The sequence below is a fragment of the Bradyrhizobium sp. 191 genome, from assembly GCF_023100985.1.
GTDB lineage: Bacteria > Pseudomonadota > Alphaproteobacteria > Rhizobiales > Xanthobacteraceae > Bradyrhizobium > Bradyrhizobium diversitatis.
On the sequence record NZ_CP064692.1, the window covers coordinates 6,396,911 to 6,416,524 of the forward strand.

Annotated in this window: 23 protein-coding genes; 16 read left to right on the forward strand and 7 right to left on the reverse strand. The window is 64.1% G+C overall.

Features of this window, described 5'->3' with window-relative positions; all coding sequences use genetic code 11:
* The first annotated feature begins 1 nt into the window (after position 1).
* The 11 genes from IVB23_RS29955 (at position 2) to IVB23_RS30005 (ending at position 7,381) form a co-directional block, all read left to right on the forward strand.
* Positions 2-1,048: a flagellar hook-associated family protein gene (locus IVB23_RS29955; RefSeq protein WP_061877124.1), complete on the forward strand. Its 1,047-nt coding sequence runs from the start codon at positions 2-4 to the stop codon at positions 1,046-1,048.
* Positions 1,049-1,117: 69 nt separating this feature from the next.
* Positions 1,118-1,462 carry a flagellar biosynthesis regulator FlaF gene (gene flaF, locus IVB23_RS29960; RefSeq protein ID WP_061877123.1) on the forward strand — a complete coding sequence of 115 codons (345 nt, stop codon included), beginning with the start codon at positions 1,118-1,120 and terminating at the stop codon, positions 1,460-1,462.
* Entirely contained in the window at positions 1,462-1,872 is a 411-nt protein-coding gene (flbT, locus tag IVB23_RS29965) for a flagellar biosynthesis repressor FlbT (protein WP_061877122.1), read from the forward strand. Before flaF ends, flbT begins: the two co-directional genes overlap by 1 nt.
* A gap of 15 nt (positions 1,873-1,887) precedes the next feature.
* Entirely contained in the window at positions 1,888-2,310 is a 423-nt protein-coding gene (gene flgD / locus IVB23_RS29970) for a flagellar hook assembly protein FlgD (RefSeq protein WP_061877121.1), read from the forward strand.
* On the forward strand, positions 2,307-2,573 hold the full coding sequence (fliQ, locus tag IVB23_RS29975) for a flagellar biosynthesis protein FliQ (protein WP_027572776.1): 267 nt from the start codon (positions 2,307-2,309) through the stop codon (positions 2,571-2,573). The genes flgD and fliQ overlap by 4 nt, the downstream gene beginning before the upstream one ends.
* 76 nt (positions 2,574-2,649) lie before the next feature.
* Complete coding sequence (gene flhA, locus IVB23_RS29980) at positions 2,650-4,731, forward strand: flagellar biosynthesis protein FlhA (RefSeq protein ID WP_061877120.1); 2,082 nt, start codon at positions 2,650-2,652, stop codon at positions 4,729-4,731.
* Positions 4,728-5,480: a flagellar biosynthesis protein FliR gene (gene fliR / locus IVB23_RS29985; RefSeq protein WP_247801007.1), complete on the forward strand. Its 753-nt coding sequence runs from the start codon at positions 4,728-4,730 to the stop codon at positions 5,478-5,480. Before flhA ends, fliR begins: the two co-directional genes overlap by 4 nt.
* A gap of 7 nt (positions 5,481-5,487) precedes the next feature.
* Positions 5,488-5,907: a hypothetical protein gene (locus IVB23_RS29990; RefSeq protein WP_247801008.1), complete on the forward strand. Its 420-nt coding sequence runs from the start codon at positions 5,488-5,490 to the stop codon at positions 5,905-5,907.
* Complete coding sequence (locus IVB23_RS29995) at positions 5,904-6,374, forward strand: rod-binding protein (RefSeq protein ID WP_247801009.1); 471 nt, start codon at positions 5,904-5,906, stop codon at positions 6,372-6,374. The genes IVB23_RS29990 and IVB23_RS29995 overlap by 4 nt, the downstream gene beginning before the upstream one ends.
* A gap of 39 nt (positions 6,375-6,413) precedes the next feature.
* Positions 6,414-6,926 (forward strand): flagellar biosynthesis protein FlgN, encoded by a 513-nt coding sequence (locus IVB23_RS30000; protein ID WP_247801010.1) that lies wholly within the window; start codon positions 6,414-6,416, stop codon positions 6,924-6,926.
* Positions 6,923-7,381, forward strand: a complete 459-nt coding sequence (locus IVB23_RS30005) for a hypothetical protein (RefSeq protein WP_061877116.1) — start codon at positions 6,923-6,925, stop codon at positions 7,379-7,381. Before IVB23_RS30000 ends, IVB23_RS30005 begins: the two co-directional genes overlap by 4 nt.
* 186 nt (positions 7,382-7,567) lie before the next feature.
* Here IVB23_RS30005 and IVB23_RS30010 read toward each other — a convergent pair whose 3' ends face one another.
* Complete coding sequence (locus IVB23_RS30010) at positions 7,568-8,338, reverse strand: winged helix-turn-helix domain-containing protein (RefSeq protein WP_035670259.1); 771 nt, start codon at positions 8,336-8,338, stop codon at positions 7,568-7,570.
* A 329-nt stretch (positions 8,339-8,667) separates the two neighbouring features.
* On the reverse strand, positions 8,668-8,940 hold the full coding sequence (locus tag IVB23_RS30015; RefSeq protein WP_197968876.1) for a hypothetical protein: 273 nt from the start codon (positions 8,938-8,940) through the stop codon (positions 8,668-8,670).
* Between the two features lie 214 nt (positions 8,941-9,154).
* On the opposite strand from IVB23_RS30015, the gene IVB23_RS30020 reads away from it, so the two are divergent.
* Positions 9,155-10,120 (forward strand): hypothetical protein, encoded by a 966-nt coding sequence (locus IVB23_RS30020; RefSeq protein WP_247801011.1) that lies wholly within the window; start codon positions 9,155-9,157, stop codon positions 10,118-10,120.
* Positions 10,121-10,128: 8 nt separating this feature from the next.
* On the opposite strand, the gene IVB23_RS30025 is transcribed toward IVB23_RS30020, so the two are convergent.
* The gene (locus IVB23_RS30025; protein WP_061877114.1) at positions 10,129-10,707 is read right to left on the reverse strand and encodes a MarR family transcriptional regulator; all 579 of its coding nucleotides are present in this window, start codon (positions 10,705-10,707) and stop codon (positions 10,129-10,131) included.
* 665 nt (positions 10,708-11,372) lie between these two features.
* Here IVB23_RS30025 and IVB23_RS30030 point away from each other — a divergent pair.
* The gene (locus tag IVB23_RS30030; RefSeq protein ID WP_247801012.1) at positions 11,373-12,260 is read left to right on the forward strand and encodes a dienelactone hydrolase family protein; all 888 of its coding nucleotides are present in this window, start codon (positions 11,373-11,375) and stop codon (positions 12,258-12,260) included.
* 56 nt (positions 12,261-12,316) lie between these two features.
* Here IVB23_RS30030 and IVB23_RS30035 read toward each other — a convergent pair whose 3' ends face one another.
* Together IVB23_RS30035 and IVB23_RS30040 are read right to left on the reverse strand one after the other, a co-directional pair.
* Positions 12,317-13,582 carry a serine hydrolase domain-containing protein gene (locus tag IVB23_RS30035; protein ID WP_247801013.1) on the reverse strand — a complete coding sequence of 422 codons (1,266 nt, stop codon included), beginning with the start codon at positions 13,580-13,582 and terminating at the stop codon, positions 12,317-12,319.
* A 122-nt stretch (positions 13,583-13,704) separates the two neighbouring features.
* Complete coding sequence (locus IVB23_RS30040) at positions 13,705-14,553, reverse strand: SDR family oxidoreductase (protein ID WP_247801014.1); 849 nt, start codon at positions 14,551-14,553, stop codon at positions 13,705-13,707.
* Positions 14,554-14,666: 113 nt separating this feature from the next.
* Here IVB23_RS30040 and IVB23_RS30045 point away from each other — a divergent pair, with 113 nt between their 5' ends.
* Entirely contained in the window at positions 14,667-15,476 is an 810-nt protein-coding gene (locus IVB23_RS30045) for an HAD family hydrolase (RefSeq protein WP_247804990.1), read from the forward strand.
* Positions 15,477-15,500: 24 nt separating this feature from the next.
* Here IVB23_RS30045 and IVB23_RS30050 read toward each other — a convergent pair whose 3' ends face one another.
* Together IVB23_RS30050 and IVB23_RS30055 are read right to left on the reverse strand one after the other, a co-directional pair.
* Positions 15,501-15,908 (reverse strand): nuclear transport factor 2 family protein, encoded by a 408-nt coding sequence (locus IVB23_RS30050; protein ID WP_197968880.1) that lies wholly within the window; start codon positions 15,906-15,908, stop codon positions 15,501-15,503.
* 128 nt (positions 15,909-16,036) lie between these two features.
* Entirely contained in the window at positions 16,037-16,726 is a 690-nt protein-coding gene (locus tag IVB23_RS30055; protein WP_197968881.1) for an aspartate/glutamate racemase family protein, read from the reverse strand.
* Positions 16,727-16,944: 218 nt separating this feature from the next.
* Between IVB23_RS30055 and IVB23_RS30060 the strand changes: the two genes are divergently transcribed.
* Positions 16,945-17,691, forward strand: coding sequence for a metallophosphoesterase family protein (locus IVB23_RS30060; protein ID WP_247801015.1), 747 nt, complete (start codon positions 16,945-16,947; stop codon positions 17,689-17,691).
* Positions 17,692-17,951: 260 nt separating this feature from the next.
* On the forward strand, positions 17,952-19,613 hold the full coding sequence (locus tag IVB23_RS30065; RefSeq protein WP_247801016.1) for a thiamine pyrophosphate-binding protein: 1,662 nt from the start codon (positions 17,952-17,954) through the stop codon (positions 19,611-19,613).
* Position 19,614: the final 1 nt, after the last annotated feature.

Sequence of the window (19,614 nt, forward strand, 5' to 3'; positions counted from 1 at the left end):
CATGATGAGCGCGAACTACGTCTCGACCTTGATGCTGTCCTCGTCCTTGAGGTCTTCGATCACGAATAACCAGGCTGCGCTGAGCAAGGCATCGACGGAGGCAACCACCGGCCGCTTCTACGACGTCGGCCTCGAACTCGGCGCCACGGCGGGAAGCGACCTCACGCTGCGGGCGGACTGGAGCTTTGCCGATCAGCTCGTCGACACCAACGGGCTCGTCGCGGGACGCCTGGACGTGACGCAGAACCGCATCACCCAGCTCAACAAGACCGCGACCGACTTCCTCAAGGATCTGATCGCGGCCCGCAGCACCGACGGCGGCGGGCGGGTCATCCTGCCGCCTGCAGCCTCCAATCTCCAGGACCTGATCGGCGCGTTGAATGTCTCCTATAACGGCTCGTCGCTGTTCTCGGGCATCAACACGCAGAACGCGCCGATCACGCCGTACGCCGCGGGCTCGGCCAGCAAGAACCAGGTCGATGCGGATTTTCTCGCGGCGTTCGGCTTCCCGCAATCCTCGGCCGCCGTGGCCACCATTACCCCGGCCCAGATGCAGACCTTCCTCGACACCACGTTCGATGCCGAGTTCGCGAGCCCGGCCTGGAATACCAACTGGTCATCGGCGACGGACCAGACCATGCAAAGCCGCATCTCGACGACCGAGATCGCCGATACGTCCGTCAGCGCCAACGAGGCCGGCTTCCGCAAGCTCGCGGAGGCCTACACCATGATGGCCGATCTCGGGAATGTGAACCTGAGTCAGGAGACGTTCCAGGTCGTCGTGGACAAGGCCATCGGCCTTGTCGGCAACGCCATCAACGACCTCGCTGTGCTCGGCGGCAGCGTCGGCACGGTCCAGCAGCGGGTCACCACCGCAACCGCCAAGCTCAAGACGCAGCAGGACATTCTGAACAATCAGATCGTCGGTATGGAGAAGGTCGACCCGACCGAAGCCTCGGTCCGTGTCAACACCCTGCAGACCCAGATCCAGACCGCCCTGGCGCTCACCTCGCAGCTCCAGAAGATCAGCCTCATCAATTATCTCTGAGCCAAGGCTGCCCCTGGAAGCCTCGTAACCCTTGTCGAGTTGTTCGGTCTCCTGCGAAGAGTGGTCCTGATGACGTTTGAAGCCTATGAAGCGGTCGTTGACGAAAGTGGCTATGAGGCGCGAAGCCGCGAACGACAGGCGCTCACTCTCGGAATCGACCGGCTCGAGCGGATCCAGAAGGATCGCTTCAGTATCGAGGACCTGGTCGAGAGCCTGCTCTATGTGCGGCGGCTGTGGACGATCTTCATCGAAGATCTCGCGCACCCGGAAAACGGGCTGCCGGACAAGCTGCGCGCCGACATCATCTCGATCGGCCTATGGGTCGTCAAGGAAGCCGACCGTCTCCGCGAGCAGAGGTCGAACGACGTGGTGCAGCTCATCGAGATCAACCGCCTGATCAGAGACGCGCTCTAATGAAGATCTCCTTGCGGGCGGGCGAGCGGATCTACATCAACGGCGCGGTGCTTCGCGTGGACCGCAAGGTCTCCGTCGAGCTCGTCAACGACGTGATGTTCCTGCTCGAAGGCCAGATCATGCAGGCTTCCGACGCCACCACGGCGCTGCGGCAGCTCTATTTCATCGTCCAGCTCATGCTGATGAATCCGACCGACGTCCGCGATGCCGCGGCGCTCTACGCGCAACATCACGCGGCCCTGTGCGCCGTGTGCGAGAGCCGCGAGATGCTTGACGGACTTGGTGTCGTCGACGAGCTGGTAAGCGCGACCCGCTACTTCGAAGCGCTCAAGCGGATTCGAGCCCTGTTCCCGGTGGAGCAGGCCATCCTGGCCGGCGCCGCCACCGTTTCCCCATTCGAGGCTGCCTGACAGCGGAGAGGCCAGATGAACGTCACCAGCGCAACCGACACGACCGGAAATGGCTCCAGTTCGAACAGCACGAACTCGCCGACGTCGAGCAACAGCGTGGACTACAACACGTTTCTTCAGCTCCTCATCGCCGAGATGAAGAATCAGGATCCGACCAATCCGATGGATACCTCGCAATATATGAGCCAGTTCGCCCAGCTCTCGACGGTCGAGCAGGCGATGCAGACGAATTCGAAGCTGGACGCGCTGCTGTCCTCGCAGTCCCTGTCGCAGGCCAACGGGCTGATCGGGAAGACGGTCAGCTTCACCGATTCGACCGGTGCCAGCTTCAGCGGCAAGGTCGTTTCGGTCTCCATCAACAGCGACGGCTCCATCGCGACGCTCGCGGACGGCACGAAGGTCGCCGTCGGGCCCGGACTCACGATCAGCCAGTCATGAACGAGCGGGACGCTCTCGATATCGTCCAGGCCGCGATCTGGACCATCATCGTCGCCTCCGGTCCCGCGGTCGGCGCCGCGATGCTGGTCGGCACCGTCATCGCGTTGATCCAGGCCCTGACCCAGATCCAGGAGGTGACGCTGACCTTCGTTCCGAAGATCATCGTCATTCTCCTCGTCGTTGCCGTCTCGGGCTCCTTCATCGGCGCGCATCTGTCGACCTTCACTGAGATGGTCTATTCGCGGATCGAGCACGGCTTCTGATCCGGACAGCCCCGGCACCACCCTCGCGTAAGCTTTGCGCGGCAGATTGCGAACCGGACCCTTCTGCCGGTGACCCATGGCCGATACGTTAGCTGCCAGCCTGCCCAGCCCGCGCCGCCTCGGAGCGGACGCCTTCTTCGCGGCCGGCATCGTGGCCATGCTCACGATCCTGTTCCTGCCGATTCCTCCGATCCTGATCGATCTCGGCCTCGCATTCTCGATCGCGCTGTCGGCGCTGATTTTGATGGTCGCGCTATGGATTCAGCGACCGCTCGACTTCTCGGCCTTCCCCACCGTGCTGCTGATCGCGACGATCCTGCGCCTGGCGCTGAACATCGCGACGACGCGTCTGATCCTGTCGCGGGGCGGGGAGGGCGAACAGGCCGCAGGTCATGTCGTTGCCGGCTTCTCGAAGTTCGTCATGGGTGGCGACTTCGTCATCGGCCTGATCATTTTCGCGATCCTTGTCACGGTGAATTTCGTCGTGATCACCAAGGGTGCGACGCGTATCGCCGAGGTCGGCGCCCGTTTCACCCTGGACGCCATTCCCGGCAAGCAGATGGCGATCGACGCGGATCTGTCCGCCGGCCTGATCGACGACAAGGAAGCCCAGCGCCGTCGGCGCGAGCTCGAAGAGGAGAGCGCGTTCTTCGGCGCCATGGACGGCGCCTCGAAGTTCGTCCGCGGCGACGCCATCGCCGGCCTCATCATTACTGCGATCAACATCTTTGGCGGCATCGTCATCGGCGTCACCCATCACGGATTGACTCTCTCCCGCGCCGCCGACGTCTACACCAAGCTTTCCGTCGGCGACGGTCTGGTATCGCAGATGCCGGCGCTGATCGTTTCGCTGTCCGCGGGCCTCCTGGTCTCCAAGGGTGGCACCAGAGGCTCGGCGGAGCAGGCGGTGCTGCGGCAGCTCGGCGGCTATCCGCGCGCGGTGTCGGCTGCCGCGCTGATGATGTTCGTGCTCGCCCTGATGCCGGGACTGCCGATGGCGCCGTTCGTGCTGCTTGGGGGTGTCATGGCCTTCGTCGGCTATTCGCTGCCGAGGCGGCAGGCGGCGCGGGAGCGCAAGGAGGCGGCATCCAAGGCCGACGAGCGCGCCCAGGCCGAGGCCAAGGAATCGGTGAAGGAGCAGCTCAAGACCGCCGAGATCGAGCTGGCGCTCGGCGGCCACCTTTCGGTCCATCTCTTGGGCTCGCGCACCGAGCTTGCCCACCGCGTGGCCAAGATCCGCAAGAAGTTTGCCAAGCAGTACGGCTTCGTCATTCCCGAGATCAAGCTCACCGACAATCTGTCGATCGATCCCAAGAGCTACCAGATCCGGATCCACGACACGCGCGTTGCCCATGGCGAGCTCAGGCTCGGCGAGGTGCTGGTGCTGGTCGACAAGGACGGCAAGCCCGACGTGCCGGGTGACGAGGTGATCGAGCCTGCCTTCGGCATGAAGGCGCTGTGGGTGACGGAAGCCTTCACCGACGAGGTCAAGCGGCAGGGCTGCAAGCCGGTCGACAATCTGTCGGTGCTGCTCACCCATTTGAGCGAAGTGATCAGGGCGAACCTCGCCCAGCTCCTGTCCTACAAGGACATGCGCGGGCTGCTCGACCGGCTCGATCCCGAATACAAGCGCCTTGTCGAGGATCTCTGCCCCTCGCAGATCTCCTATTCGGGCCTGCTGACGATCCTCAAGATCCTGCTGGCCGAGCGAGTCTCCATTCGCAATCTTCACCTGATCCTCGAGGCGATCGCGGAGATCGCGCCCCATGTGCGGCGCTCCGAGCAGGTCGCAGAGCACGTGCGGACGCGGCTTGCCCAGCAGATCTGCGGCGACCTCTCCGACAATGGCGTGCTCAACGTGGTCCGTCTCGGCAACCGCTGGGACCTGGCGTTCCACCAGAGCCTGAAGCGCGATGCCAAGGGCGACGTCGTCGAGTTCGACGCCGACCCGCGCCTGATCGAGCAGTTCGCGACCGAAGCCAGCGCCGCGATCCGCAAGTTCACCGAGAACGGCACCAGCGTGGTGCTGGCGGTGACCCCTGAAGCCCGTCCCTATGTCCGGATGATCCTGGAGCGGGTGTTCCCGACCCTGCCGATCCTGTCGCATGTCGAAGTCGCGCGCAGTGCCGAGATCAGGGCGCTCGGAGCCGTATCGTGATCAGCGGCCTCGCCGACAGCGTACTGGTGACGTTCATCGTGTTCTGCCGCATCGGCGCCTGCCTGATGCTGGTGCCCGGCTATTCCAGCGTCAACGTTCCGCCCCAGGTGCGCTTGTTCGTCGCGCTGGTCACGACGTTTGCGCTGACACCGATCCTGATCGCGGTCCTGAAGCCGCTCACGGACAACGCGGCACCGCTGACGCTGGCGCTCCTGATCTGTTCGGAGCTCGTGGTCGGCAGCGTCATCGGGCTCGGCGGGCGCGTGTTCTTCCTCGCGCTCCAGACCATGGCGACCATGATGGCCAGTGCGATCGGGCTCAGCAACATCCCGGGCACGCCGATCGCCGACACCGATCCGGCGCCGGCCCTGGTGCCGCTGATCATGGCGGCCGTCACCACGCTGTTCTTCATGACCGACCAGCACTGGCAGGTACTGCGCGGGCTGATGAACTCGTACGACGTCTGGCAGCCCGGCAGCAAGATTGGTGGCAGCATGGCGCTCGAGCTGCTCGTCGGCCGTCTCTCGGAAGCGTTCGTGCTGACGCTGCGGATCACCAGTCCCTTCATCGTCTATTCGGTGATCGTCAACCTGGCGGTCGGCCTGATCAACAAGCTGACGCCGGCGATCCCGGTCTATTTCATCTCCGTGCCGTTCGTGCTGTTCGGCGGCTTCCTGCTGCTCTACCTCACCAGCGACGAACTGCTGACGCAATTCATGCTCGGCGTCTCGTCCCGGCTGGCGGAGTGATCCGGTCATGACGTCGCGCTCGGACAAGCTCGGCCGGTTGGTCTCCTTGGTGAAGCTCCAGCTTCGGCTGTCCGAATGGCAGCTCGCGCAACTGCGGCAGCGGGAGCGCAGCCTGCAGGACGAGCAGGAATGGCTGGTCGGAGCCCTGAACGACGGCAGGCCGCCCGCGGGATCGTCGAGCGAATCGATCGCGCGGCGCCTGAACAGGACGAGCGTCGGCGCACGCGCGGTGCAGGTGCAGGCCGCGCAGCAGCTCGACCATGTCCGCGCGGAAAGCCGCCGCGTGAAGCAGCTCGAGGAGGTCGCGAAGGCCGCGCTCGCCGACAAGCTCCGTGACGCGGAGAAGCGTGCGCTCGAGGAGATGACGGGAATAAGCCCTGCCGTGCGCGCCTGGATGCCACGGCCAGCCAACCGGGACAAGATATGATCGTGACCGCGACACCCGACCTCGTTCTCGATGTCCTCGAAGCCGCCGATCCCGTGACGCAGCGCGCGGCGACCGCGAAGCTCGACACGTTGAAATCCGCCGATGCCGATTTCGCCGCCACGATGGACGCGGAGATCGGCAAGGCTGCCGCCGATCAATCCGCGAAGGTTGCGGAATCGCAGCCGGGTGCAGTGAACGGTCCGCCGGTGCAGGTGATCAAGGCGCCGGGATCCGGCGATGTTTATCGCAAGTTCGAAGCGTTCATCCTCCAGACCTTCGTCGAAACGATGTTGCCGAAGGAGTCGGAGGAGGTGTTTGGCAAGGGCACGGCTGGCGGCGTCTGGAAGTCGATGCTTGCAGAGCAGCTTGGCAACCAGCTGGCAAAGGGCAAGGGCATTGGCATTGCCAGGCAGCTCGCCGCCGCACATCCGGCCGGACCGGACGCGGCGGGGAAGGCTGGATCATGATCTGCGAACGGGTGACAGAAGTTGAGGGGTGAATTTCCGATGCAGGCACAAGAAGGTGCGGCGGCCATGGCGATGGACCAGGCGGTCGCGGACAGCGAAATGATGACGACGGAAGCAGCAGCAAGCGATGCGCTGCTGCCCGTCCTGCTGCCGATCGTGGGCGGCGAGGCGGTGGTCGAGGCCGCGGATACGGTGAGATCGGACGAGGTGCGCGGCCTGCTGGCCGCAATCCGCCGGCTCGCGAGTATCGTCGAGGAGGAGACGGCCGCGCTCGAGACGGGTCGGAAGATCGATTTCGACGATTTCAGCGCGCGGAAGAGCCGGAGCATGCTCGAATTCGTCCGCCTGATGCGGGCGCGGATGCACCTCGGCGGCGAAGTCGAGATCACCGAGGAGATTCAGCGGCTGCGCGAGAAGCTCGAGCGGAATCGTTCCATTCTGGAAATGCACTACGATGCGGTGCGTGAGGTCGCGAGCATCATCGTCAAGGCGATCAAGGAGGCCGAGTCGGACGGCACCTATACCGGTCGCGCAGCGCAGGACGGAAAATGATCAGACTGGTGCTGGCCGGGCTCTGGGTATGCATCCTGACCGCGGGCACGAGCTATGCCGTCGCCTATTGGAAGGAGAACGGCAGCCTGCTGCCGGCGAAGGACGAATATCTCGACGGGCTGCAATATCAGAAGACGCGGGCACTGAGCGTGCCCATGGTCGAGAACGGCAATGTGCAGGGCTACATCGTCGCGCGCTTCGTCTACACCGTCGAGGGGCGGACCATGCGCCAGCTGAACGTTCCGCCGGAGCCGTTCGTCGTCGACGAGGCCTTCCGTAGGATCTATGCCGACGAGCGCCTCGACTTCAGGAAGCTCGCCCGTTACGACCTGTCCATCCTGACCACGGCCATCAAGCAGCGCGTCAACGAACGGATGCAGGCTGAAGTGGTCCAGGACGTCCTGGTCGAGGATTTCAACTACGTGTCCAGGGAAGAATTCCAGCAGAAGCCGTAGAGCAAGCCATCCGGAACGGCGTTTCCGGGAGGATTGTGCCCCAAATGGCCAGCTGACGCCGGCGCCACGACAGTCGCGCCGCGAATGCACGCATATGTCCTACCGTCTCTGCCGCTGAAAGTACAACGGCCTCTGCGAAGTTGCTCGCAGAGGCCGTTGCAGGTTTGGCGGCAGCCTCCTGCCGTGTCAGTTTCCGGCCGGATAGGCCGCCGGGGCGGCATGGGCTCTGTTCAGGAGGATCCCGACCTCGTCGAGTTCCTGCACCGGCTCGTCGAGGGTCTCGCCGGCCGGGATATTGAGGCGGTATCCGACGTAGCGTCGGGCCACGATCGCGTCGAAGCCAAGGCGGTCGCGGAGCTTCTTGCGCAGCTTGCTGACGTGACTCTCGATCACGCTCTCGTCGAAGGTGGACTCGAAGATGCCGTAGACCGCGTTGAAGATCTGCGTCTTGGTGATCCACTTGCCGTGGTTGGCGACCATATATTCGAGAATGCGCAGTTCGCGGCGGGGCAGGGTGAGGGCGTGGCCCGCGATCTCGGGGTCACGGCCGTTGAAGAAGACCTGAATCCTGCTCTCGCAGGGCCTCGGCAGCTCGCCTACGCGGCGCCGCGCGATGGCGGCCGTTCGGGCGAGGATCTCCCGCAAGTGAACCGGCACGTGCACGACATCGTCGACGCCCGATTCGAACAGCTCCAACGTGTTCTTGAGCATCTTCTGGCCGCTCACGGCGATGATGGGCGCCGAGGAACGCTTGCGCATTGCCCGTGGCAGACTTCCGCGTGCATCGCAATCCCCGAGGAGAAAGGCGTCCACCGCCGCCAAATCCGATTCACTCGCGGATTGCAGCCAGTCCCAGAATTCTCCGGAAGAGAAGCCGATCGACGACACGCCTTCGCGAACCAGCCCTCCAACGTAGCTGTTCGCGACGCTCTCGCGATCATCAACGATAATATACATCAGTCTTTCGCCCCTGTTTCGCACTTGTTGCGGCCGGATGGTTGTTGTGATGCTCCGGCTCGGCAACGATGCTGTTTGACGACATTCCTTCCCGCGAACCGTTGTTATGGTTTCGATATTCGCGGGCAGCCCTACGCATTCAGTGCCTGCGTCACGCAGGCCTGCTACATCAACTCGATACTGAACGCTTACTGGCGTGAGGCCCGGCGGGTGCCTTGCGGATCACCTCGCGGAGCGGATTGAGAAACGACCTAGATCAGTTGCGCCAAGTTGCTCATCGCTTCCGAACACTGCTGAACCGTGTCGATCTCCTCGCCAACTGGCGAGAATCACTTGAGTAGGACCGTAACAATTGCCGATTTCCGATCAAGCGTGCGCAGCAAAGCGGTTGCTACACGTGCTTGATGCTGTTGATTCATTTCCGGTTGTTTCTTGATGTATTCAATCGCATCAGTTGATTTGGTTTCCAAACTAGTTTTGCACTGCGGCGGATGTAAAGTTCCGCATCCCCGTGCAATTACAGCTGTTTTGAGTAGAGCAACGGTCTTGCAAATCGAGCCCTCTTCAACCCCGGATTGACTCTGGCGCTTGTCTTTCCACATGCGACAAGTCGACTCACTTGTGGCGACACGACTCCAGCTTGGTGAAATCTTGGCGAGTGTGTGTCTTTCGAGTCGCACTGTCGCCGCGTGTATGACGTGATCCTGATTCGCAACACCGCATCGCGCGCTATGGAAAGTTTCGATGCACACGTCTCAGGCAAGCTTCGGCAAATAACGTCACCGTTCGACAGATCGAACGAACGGAGCATTTCACATGTTGTCCGATGGACAAGCTCGTCCCAACGCGACCGCGGATGCTTCCGCGGCGGCGAAGCCGGCTCCGGAGGCGCGCGATACAAAGGATGGTGCGACGCGAGCGGACAAGCCCGCTGCGAGCGCAAAGCGTGTATCGGCCGCGGCGAGCGACGAAGCTCTCGCGAAGGAAGCTCTCGAGGGGCTGAAGCGCATTCGTGCCAAGGCGCGCCTCGACAAGATGGCGATCCCGAAACCTGCGCCGGCCGTGATCAAGCCGGCCGTGATCGTGGCCAAGCCACCGCCGCCCCGTCCGACATGGGTCGCACCGCTCGCAACTCTCGCGGTCGCTGCCATGCTGGTGGTCTGCGCCTGCACCGGCGTGATCGCCTATCTCACCACCCAGCCCGCTCAGAACAACGTTGCGACCAATACCGAGATCAGGAATCTGCGCGAGACCGTGGCGCAACTGCGCAGGCAGGTGTCGGGCGTGTCCGAAAATCTTGATGGCTTGCGTACTGCGGTCGATCAATCGAGCAAGGCGACGAATGATCGCTTCGGCAGATTTGCCGAGAACCTGGACCGGATCGAGCGGGTGAGCTCGTCCTCTACGGCGAAGCTCGACAAGCTTGCCCAGGCACAGGTTCAGACCCAGGCGCAGGCTCCGGCGCCGGCGGCAATGGTGCAATCGCAGCCTGCGTCGCAGCAAGGGCCGATGATGGCTTCGGTCGCAGCGCCCGAATTCACGGGCTCGGTGCCTGCGTCCGAGCGTACGTCGGTGCCGCGCAAGACGATCAAGGGCTGGTCGGTCCGCCAGGCCTATGAGGGGATTGCGATTCTGCAAGGCCCGAACGGGGTCATCGAGGCCGTGCTGGGACAACAAGTGCCCGGTCTCGGTCGCATCGAAGAGATCAGAAACGAGAACGGGCGCCTGGTGGTGGAATCCAGCGGCGGCGTCATCTATTCGTCACGCAAGGCGACGCCTTGAGCAGCCTTCTATTGACGGTGATGCTCGAAGCTGGTGCATAGCAGATCGACCTCCGTCTCCGCGATCGGTGCACGAAACAGGCGGCAGCTGAACTCGACCGTCGTCTTGCCGTCCGTGGTGGTGCGATCTTCCCGCAGGAAGATGCATCGCCTGCAAACGTCGGTGTGATGCCGCTGCTCGGCTGCGTCGGACTGATCCAGCACGTGCCGGAACGTGTCGCGGAAGCGGATCTTGACGTCGTCGTCGAGAACGGCAATCGCCTCGATGAGAACGTTGACGGGGTCGCGCACCAGGAACTTCTTGCCCTGCTGGGTCACGCTCAACATCACCGACCGCTTGTCCGTGGCCGAACGTTTTCGTTCGAGGTAGCCGAGCCGCTCGAGCTCGCCGATGATGAACGAGGCGGTGCCCCGCGTGGTGCCGACGTAGCTCGCCAGCGCCGATGGCGTTCGGGAAAACCGGTTGGCCCGGGAGAGAAAGCGCAGCGCCATCCATTCGCGGTCGCGCAAGCCGTGCTTGGTGCCTTCGAACCACAGGATTCGCGCGGCCTGCTCCAACAGTTCAATCGATTCGCGAGCCAAATTCATTTCAGTTCCAGGTCGTATAAGCGTCCATTCAATTGAGCTTTGGGTAGCGCAATCTGAGTGGACGAGAATGAATCCCGCGGGCGCTCCTTCGTCCTTGGCGGGCGGCGGATTGCTGGGGGAAGAAGCCTTTCCGTTTCGGAGATGGAACTTCCGGCCGTGGAACTAGGGCGTCACAAAGTAAGTTCGAGTAAATCGCGCAGCTCGGATCCTCAGAAAATTTCAATCAAATGACGACGGTTCGCCCGGTAATTGGCGATGTTGTACGATGCGCGAGCAACATGATGTGTCGTTGCCGCCGCTCCAATGGCCATTTGTTGCGGCTGATCATGTCGAGTGTGCGAACAGGGGCATTCTTCGCAACCTCTGGCGGCGTGGAAGGCCGGGAAAGAACCGACTTTTTCGGTTAATGGATGTTGCGATGCAATGCAGCTAGACGGTTAAGTCCGGCACACGCGCGATCCAGGGAATGTCAGGGTGTCGTTGGGCATTGGACAAGCCGCGCGGTTCAACGACAAAAACGTGCCGCCTTCATTGCTATGGCCGGCAATATCCTGGAATTCGACGATTCGTGCTCGCAGGCTGGTGATTTGCGTTTAGCCGGCAACTATTGGCGAATGCGTCGCCCCAGGGGTAGCAGGCAGCAGGAAGCAGGAAGGAATGGACCGATGAGCTTCGAAACCACCATGGCATCCGACGTCGTCGGGCTGACCAAAAGCGCCCCGGTCTCACGTCGCGGATTCATGAGTGCCACCGCGGCCGTGGCGGCGGGCTACACGCTTGCGGCCGGGCCCGTGCGCGCCGAGGTGGTCACGACCGACACCAACGGTCTTGAGGCCGGTGATGCCAAGATCAAGGTCGGCTCCGAGGAGATGCCCGCCTATTTCGCCCGCCCGGCCGGAAATACCAGGGCGCCGGTGATCGTCGTGGCGATGGAGATTTTCGGCCTGCACGAATACATCAAGGACGTGACGCGGCGCCTGGCCAAGCTCGGTGCGTTCGCGGTCGCGCCCGACTATTATTTCCGCAAGGGCGTCGACCTGACCAAGGTCTCGGAGATCAAGGATCTGCTGGCTGTGGTGAATGCCAAGCCGGACGCCGAACTGATGTCCGATCTCGACGCGACGGTGACGTGGGCGGGATCGCGCGGCGGTGACGTCACCAGGCTCGGCATCATCGGCTTCTGCCGGGGCGGCCGCACGGTCTGGGAGTACGCCGCCCATAGCGGCGCTCTCAAGGCAGGCGTCGCCTTCTACGGCACGCTGGTCGATCCTGCCAGTCCGTTGTGGCCGAAGAGCCCGATGCAGCTCGCGCCCGAGATGAAGGCGCCGGTGCTCGGCCTTTACGGCGGCGCTGATACCGGCATTCCCGTCACCCAGGTCGAGCAGATGAAGGCGGCGCTCGAGCAGAACAAGAAGACGGCCGAGTTCAAGATCTATCCCGAAGCGCCGCACGGCTTCCATGCCGACTATCGCGGGAGCTACCGCAAGGACGCCGCAGAAGACGCCTGGAAGCAGGCGCAGGCCTGGTTCAAGAAGTACGGCGTGTTGAGTTGATGCATGGTTTCGAAGGGCGGCCCGATCGGCCGCCCTTTGATTTGCACGCAGCGACCTCACTTCACCATCGCGCCGTAGACGATGTCCTGGACCTGCTCGCGGTAATATTTCCTGAGCTCACCAGGGGCCGCCGTCCCCACCACCACGACGAGACGCTCCTTGGGGTCGCAGAAGAACTGCGTTCCGTAGGCGCCGTTCCAGGTGAACTCGCCTGGATTGCCGGGGACTGACGACAATCCCTCGCTGGTCCGGACCGCAACCGAAAGGCCGAAACCGAAGCCGCCGCGGTGCGGCTCGACATTGGCCACCTTGTTCTTGATCTCGGGGCCGAGGTGATTGGACGTCATGTGATGCACGGTCTTCGGACCGAGGATGCGCTGGCCGTCCAGCTCACCGCCATTGAGCAGCATCTGTCCGAAGCGGATGTAGTCGCCGACCGTCGCGAACGAGCACGCGCCGCCACAATCGAACTTGGTCGGGGTGTCCAGGAGCTTGATGGCCTGCGGCTTGCCGGTGAGCGGATCGTTCGTGAACGGGCGGGCAAGGCGAGGGCGCTGGGCGTCGGTCGGGTGGAAGGTCGCATCCTTCATGCCGAGCGGCTGCCAGACGTTGGCGGCGAGATAGTCGCCGAGCTTCTGCTCGCTCACCTTCTCGACGACCGCGCCGAGCACGTCGATCGAGAAACCATACTCGAACTCGGTCGAGGGCTGATGCGCCAATGGCAGCTTGGTGATGCGGTCGATGAAGGCCTGGGTGTCGCCCTCGATCGCCGGCGCGATGCCGTCGGGATATTGCCGCGCCACCGGGCTCGATGAGTCCGGGCGGCCGCCATACATCAATCCCGACGTATGCCGGTAGAGATCGTGGATGAAGATCGGCGAGGCCTGCGGCTCGAGCTTGAGCGAACCGTCGGCCTGGGGAACGCCGACCTTCATGTCGGCGAAGCCCGGGTAGTAGTCGGACAGCTTGGCCTGGAGCGGCAGCCGTCCCTGCTCCATCAGCGTCAGGCCGGCGACCGCGGCCATCGGCTTGGTCATCGAGGCCAGCGCAAAGATCGCATCGATCGGCATCGGCGTGCTCTTGGCGGGATCGAGCATGCCATAGGCCTTGTAGTGGACGAGCTTGCCGTCGCGCGCGATGGCGACCACTGCGCCGGGTACGCGCTTGGCCGCGATCTCGCGCGCGAAGAAGCTATCGAGGCGCGCAAGGCCCTGTTTCGAAAAACCGACGTCGTCGGGATTGGCTTTGGGCAGCGGCGCGGCGCGCGCCGCACCGAGCGCGATCACGGCAGTCGCAGCGATCATGGCGATCGTCTTGTTCATTGCATTCTCCCAAGAGGCGAGCTCGTTGTGTGGTGGCTCGCTCGATGGCTAGATCACGACCGCACTGGGATGAAGTCAAGCGCGGGCAAGGCATGTCTGGGAGGCGTGGGAGTGCAGGAACCCTATCGTCCTTCGCCTGCCCGCCACAGCGCGTCGAGGCCGTGCCGATAGGTGGGGTAGGCCGGCGAGACGCCGAGCTCGCGCTTCAGTTTCGCGTTGGAGACACGGGCGCTGCTGGCATAGAAGCTGCGGGCCATTGCCGACATCTCGGCGGTCGCGAACGCTTCTTCTGGCGGCGGCGCCACGCCCATCAGCTTCGCCGCATAGGCGATCACGTCCTGCGGCGGCGCGGGCTCGTCGTCGCAGACGTTCCAGGTGCCGCCGTTCGTGTAACGAATGGCGGCCATGATCGCGCTGGCGATGTCGTCGACGTGGATGCGGTTGAAGACCTGTCCCGGCTTGATGATGCGCCTCGCCGTTCCCGCGCGCAGCGTCACGAGCGCGTTGCGACCGGGACCGTAGATGCCCGCGAGCCGCAGGATCGCCGCATCGCCGCGCGCCGCGTCCGTCCAGGCCTGCTCCGCGGCAACCCGCATGCGCGTGCGGTCGAGGACGGCCTGCGGCGGCGTGCCCTCGTCGACCCACGCGCCGCCGTGATCGCCGTACACGCCGATGGTGGAGAGATAGACGACCTTGCGGCGGCGTTCCTGTAGCACGTCGCCGAACGCATTGATCGCGGGATCGCCGGCGCTGCCGGGCGGGATCGACACCAGGAGGACATCGGCGTCGCGAACCTGCTGAACCGTCTCTTGCGACTGACGGCTGCCGGAAAACGGATGCACCTCAAGGCGGCCGAAATCGTTCCGTTGCGCGGGGTCGCGCACGGTTCCGGCGACATGCGAGAAGCTGCCGCCGTATTGGCGAACGAAGTGCCGGGCACTGTAGCCGAGGCCGAGGATGAAGAGCCGCATGCGTCTCCTGTGCAGGTCGGAGTTCCCGCTCGCGCCGTGGCGCCTCTCGCTCATAAGAGATTTTTGGGTCCGGCAAAAGATATTGCGATTTGTCGCGCCTGCCGCTTCGCGCGATGCTCGCTCGTCACAGGCAGCTCGGGAGGGAGGCGTCGTTGGCGACTGGATCGATCATTCAGGCGGGAGCGCCCGCGGCAGCGCGATGCGATGCCGGTGAACTGATCCGGCGCGCGGCTGCGCTGATCTTCGACGTCGACGGCACCCTCGCCGAGACCGAGGAGCTGCATCGGCAGGCCTTCAACTTCGCCTTCGCCCGCCACGGTCTCGACTGGCGGTGGGACCGTGCCGTCTACAAGGAGCTGTTGCGGGTCACGGGCGGCAAGGAGCGCATGCGCGCCTACCAGACGAGGCTGGGGACCGCTCCGCCATTGTCGGACATGGACATCGCAGAGCTGCACCGCGTCAAGACCGCGCATTATGCCGAGCTGATCGAAACTGGCTGCTGCCCCTTGCGGCCGGGCGTGACGGATCTGCTCGCTGCGGCCCGCGCGCGCGGCCAGCGGCTTGCCATCGCGACCACCACCTCGCACGGCAATATCGATGCGCTGCTCTCGCAGGCGCTGGGCAAGCGCTGGGCCGCGGACTTCGAGGCGATCGTCGCCGGCGATGACGTGCGGCACAAGAAGCCCGCACCGGACGTCTATCTCGAGATCCTGGCGCGGCTGAAGCTGAGCGCGCCGGACTGCGTCGCGATCGAGGATTCCGCCAACGGCCTGGTTGCGGCCTCGCGTGCCGGCATCCCGGTTCTGATCACGCGCAGCATGTTCTTTGGGGACGATGACTTCACCGCGGCGCGGGTCGTGCTGGACGAGCTGTCGGAACTCGGTGCCGCCACAAAAACTGAGGAACAACCCCATGCACAGTAGATCACGCCTACGTGATCGCTGCGGTCAGTGGACGCGGTGACTCGCTCTATCGTCCTCGGCCTGTTCGACAATCTGCGCGATCGGGCTGGACTGGTGGTGCACGAGGCGCCAGTCGTCGCCGACGCGGCGAAAATGGTTCGCGGCGGCCAAGGCGGTGCCGTCGACGATCTCGATGCAGAGCACCCGCGCGCTGTCGCCATCGACGATCACCTGCGGCTCGGCGCAGACGATCTGCGGCCGCTCCGGGTTTTGCAGGATGTCGCGCCAGCTTCCGATCACGGTGGCGCGCCCGATGATGGCCGGCCAGCCGGGATGGATGCAGGAGATGGCGTCGTCATCCGCCCACATCCGCTGCATTTCGTCGAAATCGCCGGCCGAAAAGGCGGCGTAGAAGGCCGCGTTGGCGGCGATGACCTTACTGTCGTTTGCCATGCCTCCGGGGTGGGGCAAGGACAGGCAAAAATCAAGCGCAACTTCCGTCGATTTTGGCCGCAGTGCAGCATTCAAGTTCGCGTCCGCTCTGTGGGCGGTTCACGCGGGGGAAGGTGGGCGAAGACGCATCATCCGATCGCAAAATCGGCTGCCGTCTCCGCGTGAATGGCCGTCGTGTCGAACGTCTCGACCGAGGTATCGTCCTGGCCGACCAGCATCGTGATCTCGGTGCAGCCGAGGATCATGCACTCGGCGCCGCGGACGACGAGGGCCGCCATCACCTCCTGATAGCGACGGCGCGAGGGAGCGGCGACGTGCCCGAGACACAGCTCGTCGTAGATGATGCGGTTCACGTCGGCGCGCTCGTCGGCCGGAGGAATCAGCACATCGAGATCATGCGCGCGCAGCCGGTCGATGTAGAAATCCTGCTCCATCGTGAACTTGGTGCCGAGCAGCCCGACCCGCCGGTATCCCTTGGCCCGAATCCGCTGCGCCGTCGCGTCGCCGATGTCGATGAACGGAACGGTCACGCTGGCCGTGATCTCGGGCGCCAGTTTATGCATCGTGTTCGTGCAGAGCACGATCGCACGCGCCCCGGCGCTTTCGAGCCTCCGTGCGACCTCCGCCAGGCTGGCCGCCGCCTCCTGCCAGCGGCCGGCATACTGCATCTGTTTGATCTCCTCGAAATCGTAGGAATACATCAACAATGGTGCCGAATGCAGCTTGCCCATGCGGTCGCGGACCCGCTCGTTGATCAGCTTGTAGTAGAGCGCGGTGCTCTCCCAGCTCATGCCGCCGATCAGGCCGATGGTTTGCATTCCAGTGCTCCCGGCAGTGATTCAATCGGATCGTAGACGAAGACGCCGAAGCCCGATAGCCGTCCCTTGATTGCGGCACCTTCGTCGTGTCATTGTTCCCCAGCGCCGATTTGATCCTCAGCTTGCGGGCGCTTCTACAAATGCAGCTAAAGAGAACCGCTATCCCTGCATCGTCCCGCATTGCGTGAATCGTCGGCCATCTCGACTGGGAGGGTCACATGAAATTTGCTGCGATCGCGGATGTGCACGGGAATCGTCCGGCGCTGGACGCCGTCCTTGCGGACATTGCCGCGTTCGGTATCGACGACGTCGTAAATCTTGGAGACCACGTCAGCGGGCCGCTCGAGGCCGCAAGAACTGCAGACCTGCTCATCGAGCGCGGCTTTCCGTCGGTGCGGGGCGATCAGGATCGAATCCTCCTGGAACTCCGGCAGGCGGGTACTTCGGCGCGCAGCGATTTCCAGCAACTCGCGCGCAAGCATTTCGACTGGATGGCAAGCATGCCACCCACGCTGATGTACAGAGACCGGGTATTCCTGTGCCATGCGTCACCCAGGAACGATGCCGCCTTTTGGCTCGATCAGATAGCCGATGACGGCGGCGTGCGTGCCAGTCCGATCGAGGCGATCGAGTCTGAGGCCGAGGGGATCACGGCCGAAGTCATCCTGTGCGGGCACACTCACGTTCCGAGGGTCGTTCGTCTGAGGGATGGTCGACTGGTCGTAAACCCCGGCAGCGTCGGGCTGCCCGGCTACGACGGGAAATTGCCTGTGCCTTACGTCGTTGAGGTCGGCACGCCCCACGCGTGCTATGCCCTGCTGGAGCATGCCGGAGGAGCCTGGACCGCGACGATCCGCTACGTGCCCTACGATAGTGCGGCCATGGCCGCACTGGCGCGCAGCAAGGGCATGCTCACCTGGGCGAGCGCGATTGCAACCGGTTGGATTCGGTCGGAGCGGAGTTAGGCCGCACCAGGTCAGAACGGCACTCCGTGGTCCCCGCGCTGACGCCGCGCACCTCGAAGCGCTCCGGTATCTGTTCACGGATCTGGTCCAGGGTGGCCGCGACAGGGGCGGTCGTGCAAACGGCAGGGACGGGCATGCCGCCTGCGCAGGGTGCGAAAAGCCTTTCGATCTTGCGCGTCCTGTCGGCCTGTCCTACGCCACGTCCGAACGCAATTTTGCGAGGCGGTGAGGGGCATCGCCGAAGTCTCGAGGGAGCCGACATGACCATTCGCAACACCCGCACCGGGGGCCAGATCCTGATCGATCAGCTCGTCGCCCAAGGCGTCGAGCGCGTCACCTGCGTGCCGGGCGAGAGCTATCTGGCGGCGCTCGACGCACTGCATGACAGCCCGATCGACGTCATGATCTGCCGGGCCGAAGGCGGTGCGGCGATGATGGCGGAGGCCTATGGCAAGCTCACGGGGCGGCCCGGCGTTTGCTTCGTCACCCGCGGGCCCGGCGCGACCAATGCCAGCCACGGTGTCCACATCGCGATGCAGGACTCGACGCCGATGATCCTGTTCGTCGGCCAGGTCGACACCGGCATGCGCGAGCGCGAGGCGTTCCAGGAGCTCGACTACAAGGCGGTGTTCGGCTCCATGGCGAAATGGGCGGTCGAGATCGATCGCCCCGACCGCATTCCGGAGCTGGTCGCGCGCGCCTTCCGCGTCGCCATGCAGGGCCGCCCTGGTCCCGTGGTGATCGCGCTGCCGGAGAACATGCTGACCGAGACCGCCGCCGTTGCCGATGCCATGCGCATCGAGCCCGCCGTGAGCTGGCCGGCACCTGCCGATATCGAATGCGTCGGTGCGATGCTTGCGAGCGCCAAGGCGCCGCTCGTCATTCTCGGCGGCTCGCGCTGGACCGAGGAGGCGACCAGAAGCATTGCGCGCTTTGCCGAGCGGTTCGACCTGCTGGTCGCGACCTCGTTCCGCAGGGCCTCGCTGATCGATGCCGATCATTCACACTATGCCGGCGATCTCGGCATCGGGCCGAGCCCGGGCCTGAAGGCGCGCATCGAGGGTGCCGATGTCATTCTGCTGATCGGCGGCCGCATGTCGGAGATGCCGTCCTCGTCCTATACGCTGCTCGACATTCCGACCCCGCATCAGAAGCTGATCCACGTGCATCCGGGCTCCGAAGAGCTCGGCCGGGTCTATCAGCCGGCGCTTGCGATCCAGGCGACGCCTGCCGCATTCGCTGCCGCCGTCGAGACGCTGAAGCCATCAGGCGCGGTGGCCTGGAAGGGCGAGGCCGCCAAGGCACACGCCGATTATCTCGCCTGGACCGGGAAGGCCCGCGAGCTGCCGGGCTCGTTCCAGTACGGCCAGGTGATGACCTGGTTGCGCGACCGCCTGCCGAAGGACGCGATCGTTTGCAACGGCGCCGGCAACTATGCCGGCTGGATCCATCGCCATCACCGCTTCCACAGCTTTGCCGCCCAGCTGGCGCCGACCTCGGGCTCGATGGGCTATGGCGTGCCGGCGGGCGTGCTGGCCAAGCGGCAATGTCCGGATCGCGTTGTCGTCGCCTTTGCCGGTGACGGCTGCTTCCTGATGAACGGCCAGGAGTTCGCGACGGCCGTGCAGTATGACGCGCCGCTCGTCGTCATCGTCGTCGATAATTCGCAGTACGGTACCATCCGCATGCATCAGGAGCGCGACTACCCCGGTCGCGTCGTCGGCACCCAGCTCAAGAATCCTGACTTTGCGATGTACGCGAAGGCGTTCGGCGGCCATGGCGAGCGCGTCGAGCGCACGGAAGAGTTCGCGCCGGCGTTCGAGCGCGCGCTGGCGTCGGGCAAGCCGTCGATCCTCCACTGCATCATCGATCCGCGCGCGATCTCGGTCGGCAAGGATTTCACGCCGGCGGTGAAGGCTTAAA

Coding starts and splice junctions, on each gene's coding strand:
- IVB23_RS29995 (WP_247801009.1), top strand. CDS start 5,904: ATGATCGTGACCGCGACACCCGACCTCGTTCTCGATGTCCTCGAAGCC.
- IVB23_RS30035 (WP_247801013.1), bottom strand. CDS start 13,582: ATGAACAAGACGATCGCCATGATCGCTGCGACTGCCGTGATCGCGCTC.
- flbT (WP_061877122.1), top strand. CDS start 1,462: ATGAAGATCTCCTTGCGGGCGGGCGAGCGGATCTACATCAACGGCGCG.
- flgD (WP_061877121.1), top strand. CDS start 1,888: ATGAACGTCACCAGCGCAACCGACACGACCGGAAATGGCTCCAGTTCG.
- IVB23_RS30050 (WP_197968880.1), bottom strand. CDS start 15,908: ATGGCAAACGACAGTAAGGTCATCGCCGCCAACGCGGCCTTCTACGCC.
- IVB23_RS30020 (WP_247801011.1), top strand. CDS start 9,155: ATGTTGTCCGATGGACAAGCTCGTCCCAACGCGACCGCGGATGCTTCC.
- IVB23_RS30060 (WP_247801015.1), top strand. CDS start 16,945: ATGAAATTTGCTGCGATCGCGGATGTGCACGGGAATCGTCCGGCGCTG.
- IVB23_RS30040 (WP_247801014.1), bottom strand. CDS start 14,553: ATGCGGCTCTTCATCCTCGGCCTCGGCTACAGTGCCCGGCACTTCGTT.
- IVB23_RS30005 (WP_061877116.1), top strand. CDS start 6,923: ATGATCAGACTGGTGCTGGCCGGGCTCTGGGTATGCATCCTGACCGCG.
- IVB23_RS30010 (WP_035670259.1), bottom strand. CDS start 8,338: ATGTATATTATCGTTGATGATCGCGAGAGCGTCGCGAACAGCTACGTT.
- IVB23_RS29990 (WP_247801008.1), top strand. CDS start 5,488: ATGACGTCGCGCTCGGACAAGCTCGGCCGGTTGGTCTCCTTGGTGAAG.
- IVB23_RS30065 (WP_247801016.1), top strand. CDS start 17,952: ATGACCATTCGCAACACCCGCACCGGGGGCCAGATCCTGATCGATCAG.
- fliQ (WP_027572776.1), top strand. CDS start 2,307: ATGAACGAGCGGGACGCTCTCGATATCGTCCAGGCCGCGATCTGGACC.
- IVB23_RS30015 (WP_197968876.1), bottom strand. CDS start 8,940: ATGTGGAAAGACAAGCGCCAGAGTCAATCCGGGGTTGAAGAGGGCTCG.
- IVB23_RS29955 (WP_061877124.1), top strand. CDS start 2: ATGATGAGCGCGAACTACGTCTCGACCTTGATGCTGTCCTCGTCCTTG.
- IVB23_RS30000 (WP_247801010.1), top strand. CDS start 6,414: ATGCAGGCACAAGAAGGTGCGGCGGCCATGGCGATGGACCAGGCGGTC.
- flhA (WP_061877120.1), top strand. CDS start 2,650: ATGGCCGATACGTTAGCTGCCAGCCTGCCCAGCCCGCGCCGCCTCGGA.
- IVB23_RS30055 (WP_197968881.1), bottom strand. CDS start 16,726: ATGCAAACCATCGGCCTGATCGGCGGCATGAGCTGGGAGAGCACCGCG.
- flaF (WP_061877123.1), top strand. CDS start 1,118: ATGACGTTTGAAGCCTATGAAGCGGTCGTTGACGAAAGTGGCTATGAG.
- IVB23_RS30025 (WP_061877114.1), bottom strand. CDS start 10,707: ATGAATTTGGCTCGCGAATCGATTGAACTGTTGGAGCAGGCCGCGCGA.
- IVB23_RS30030 (WP_247801012.1), top strand. CDS start 11,373: ATGAGCTTCGAAACCACCATGGCATCCGACGTCGTCGGGCTGACCAAA.
- IVB23_RS30045 (WP_247804990.1), top strand. CDS start 14,667: ATGCTCGCTCGTCACAGGCAGCTCGGGAGGGAGGCGTCGTTGGCGACT.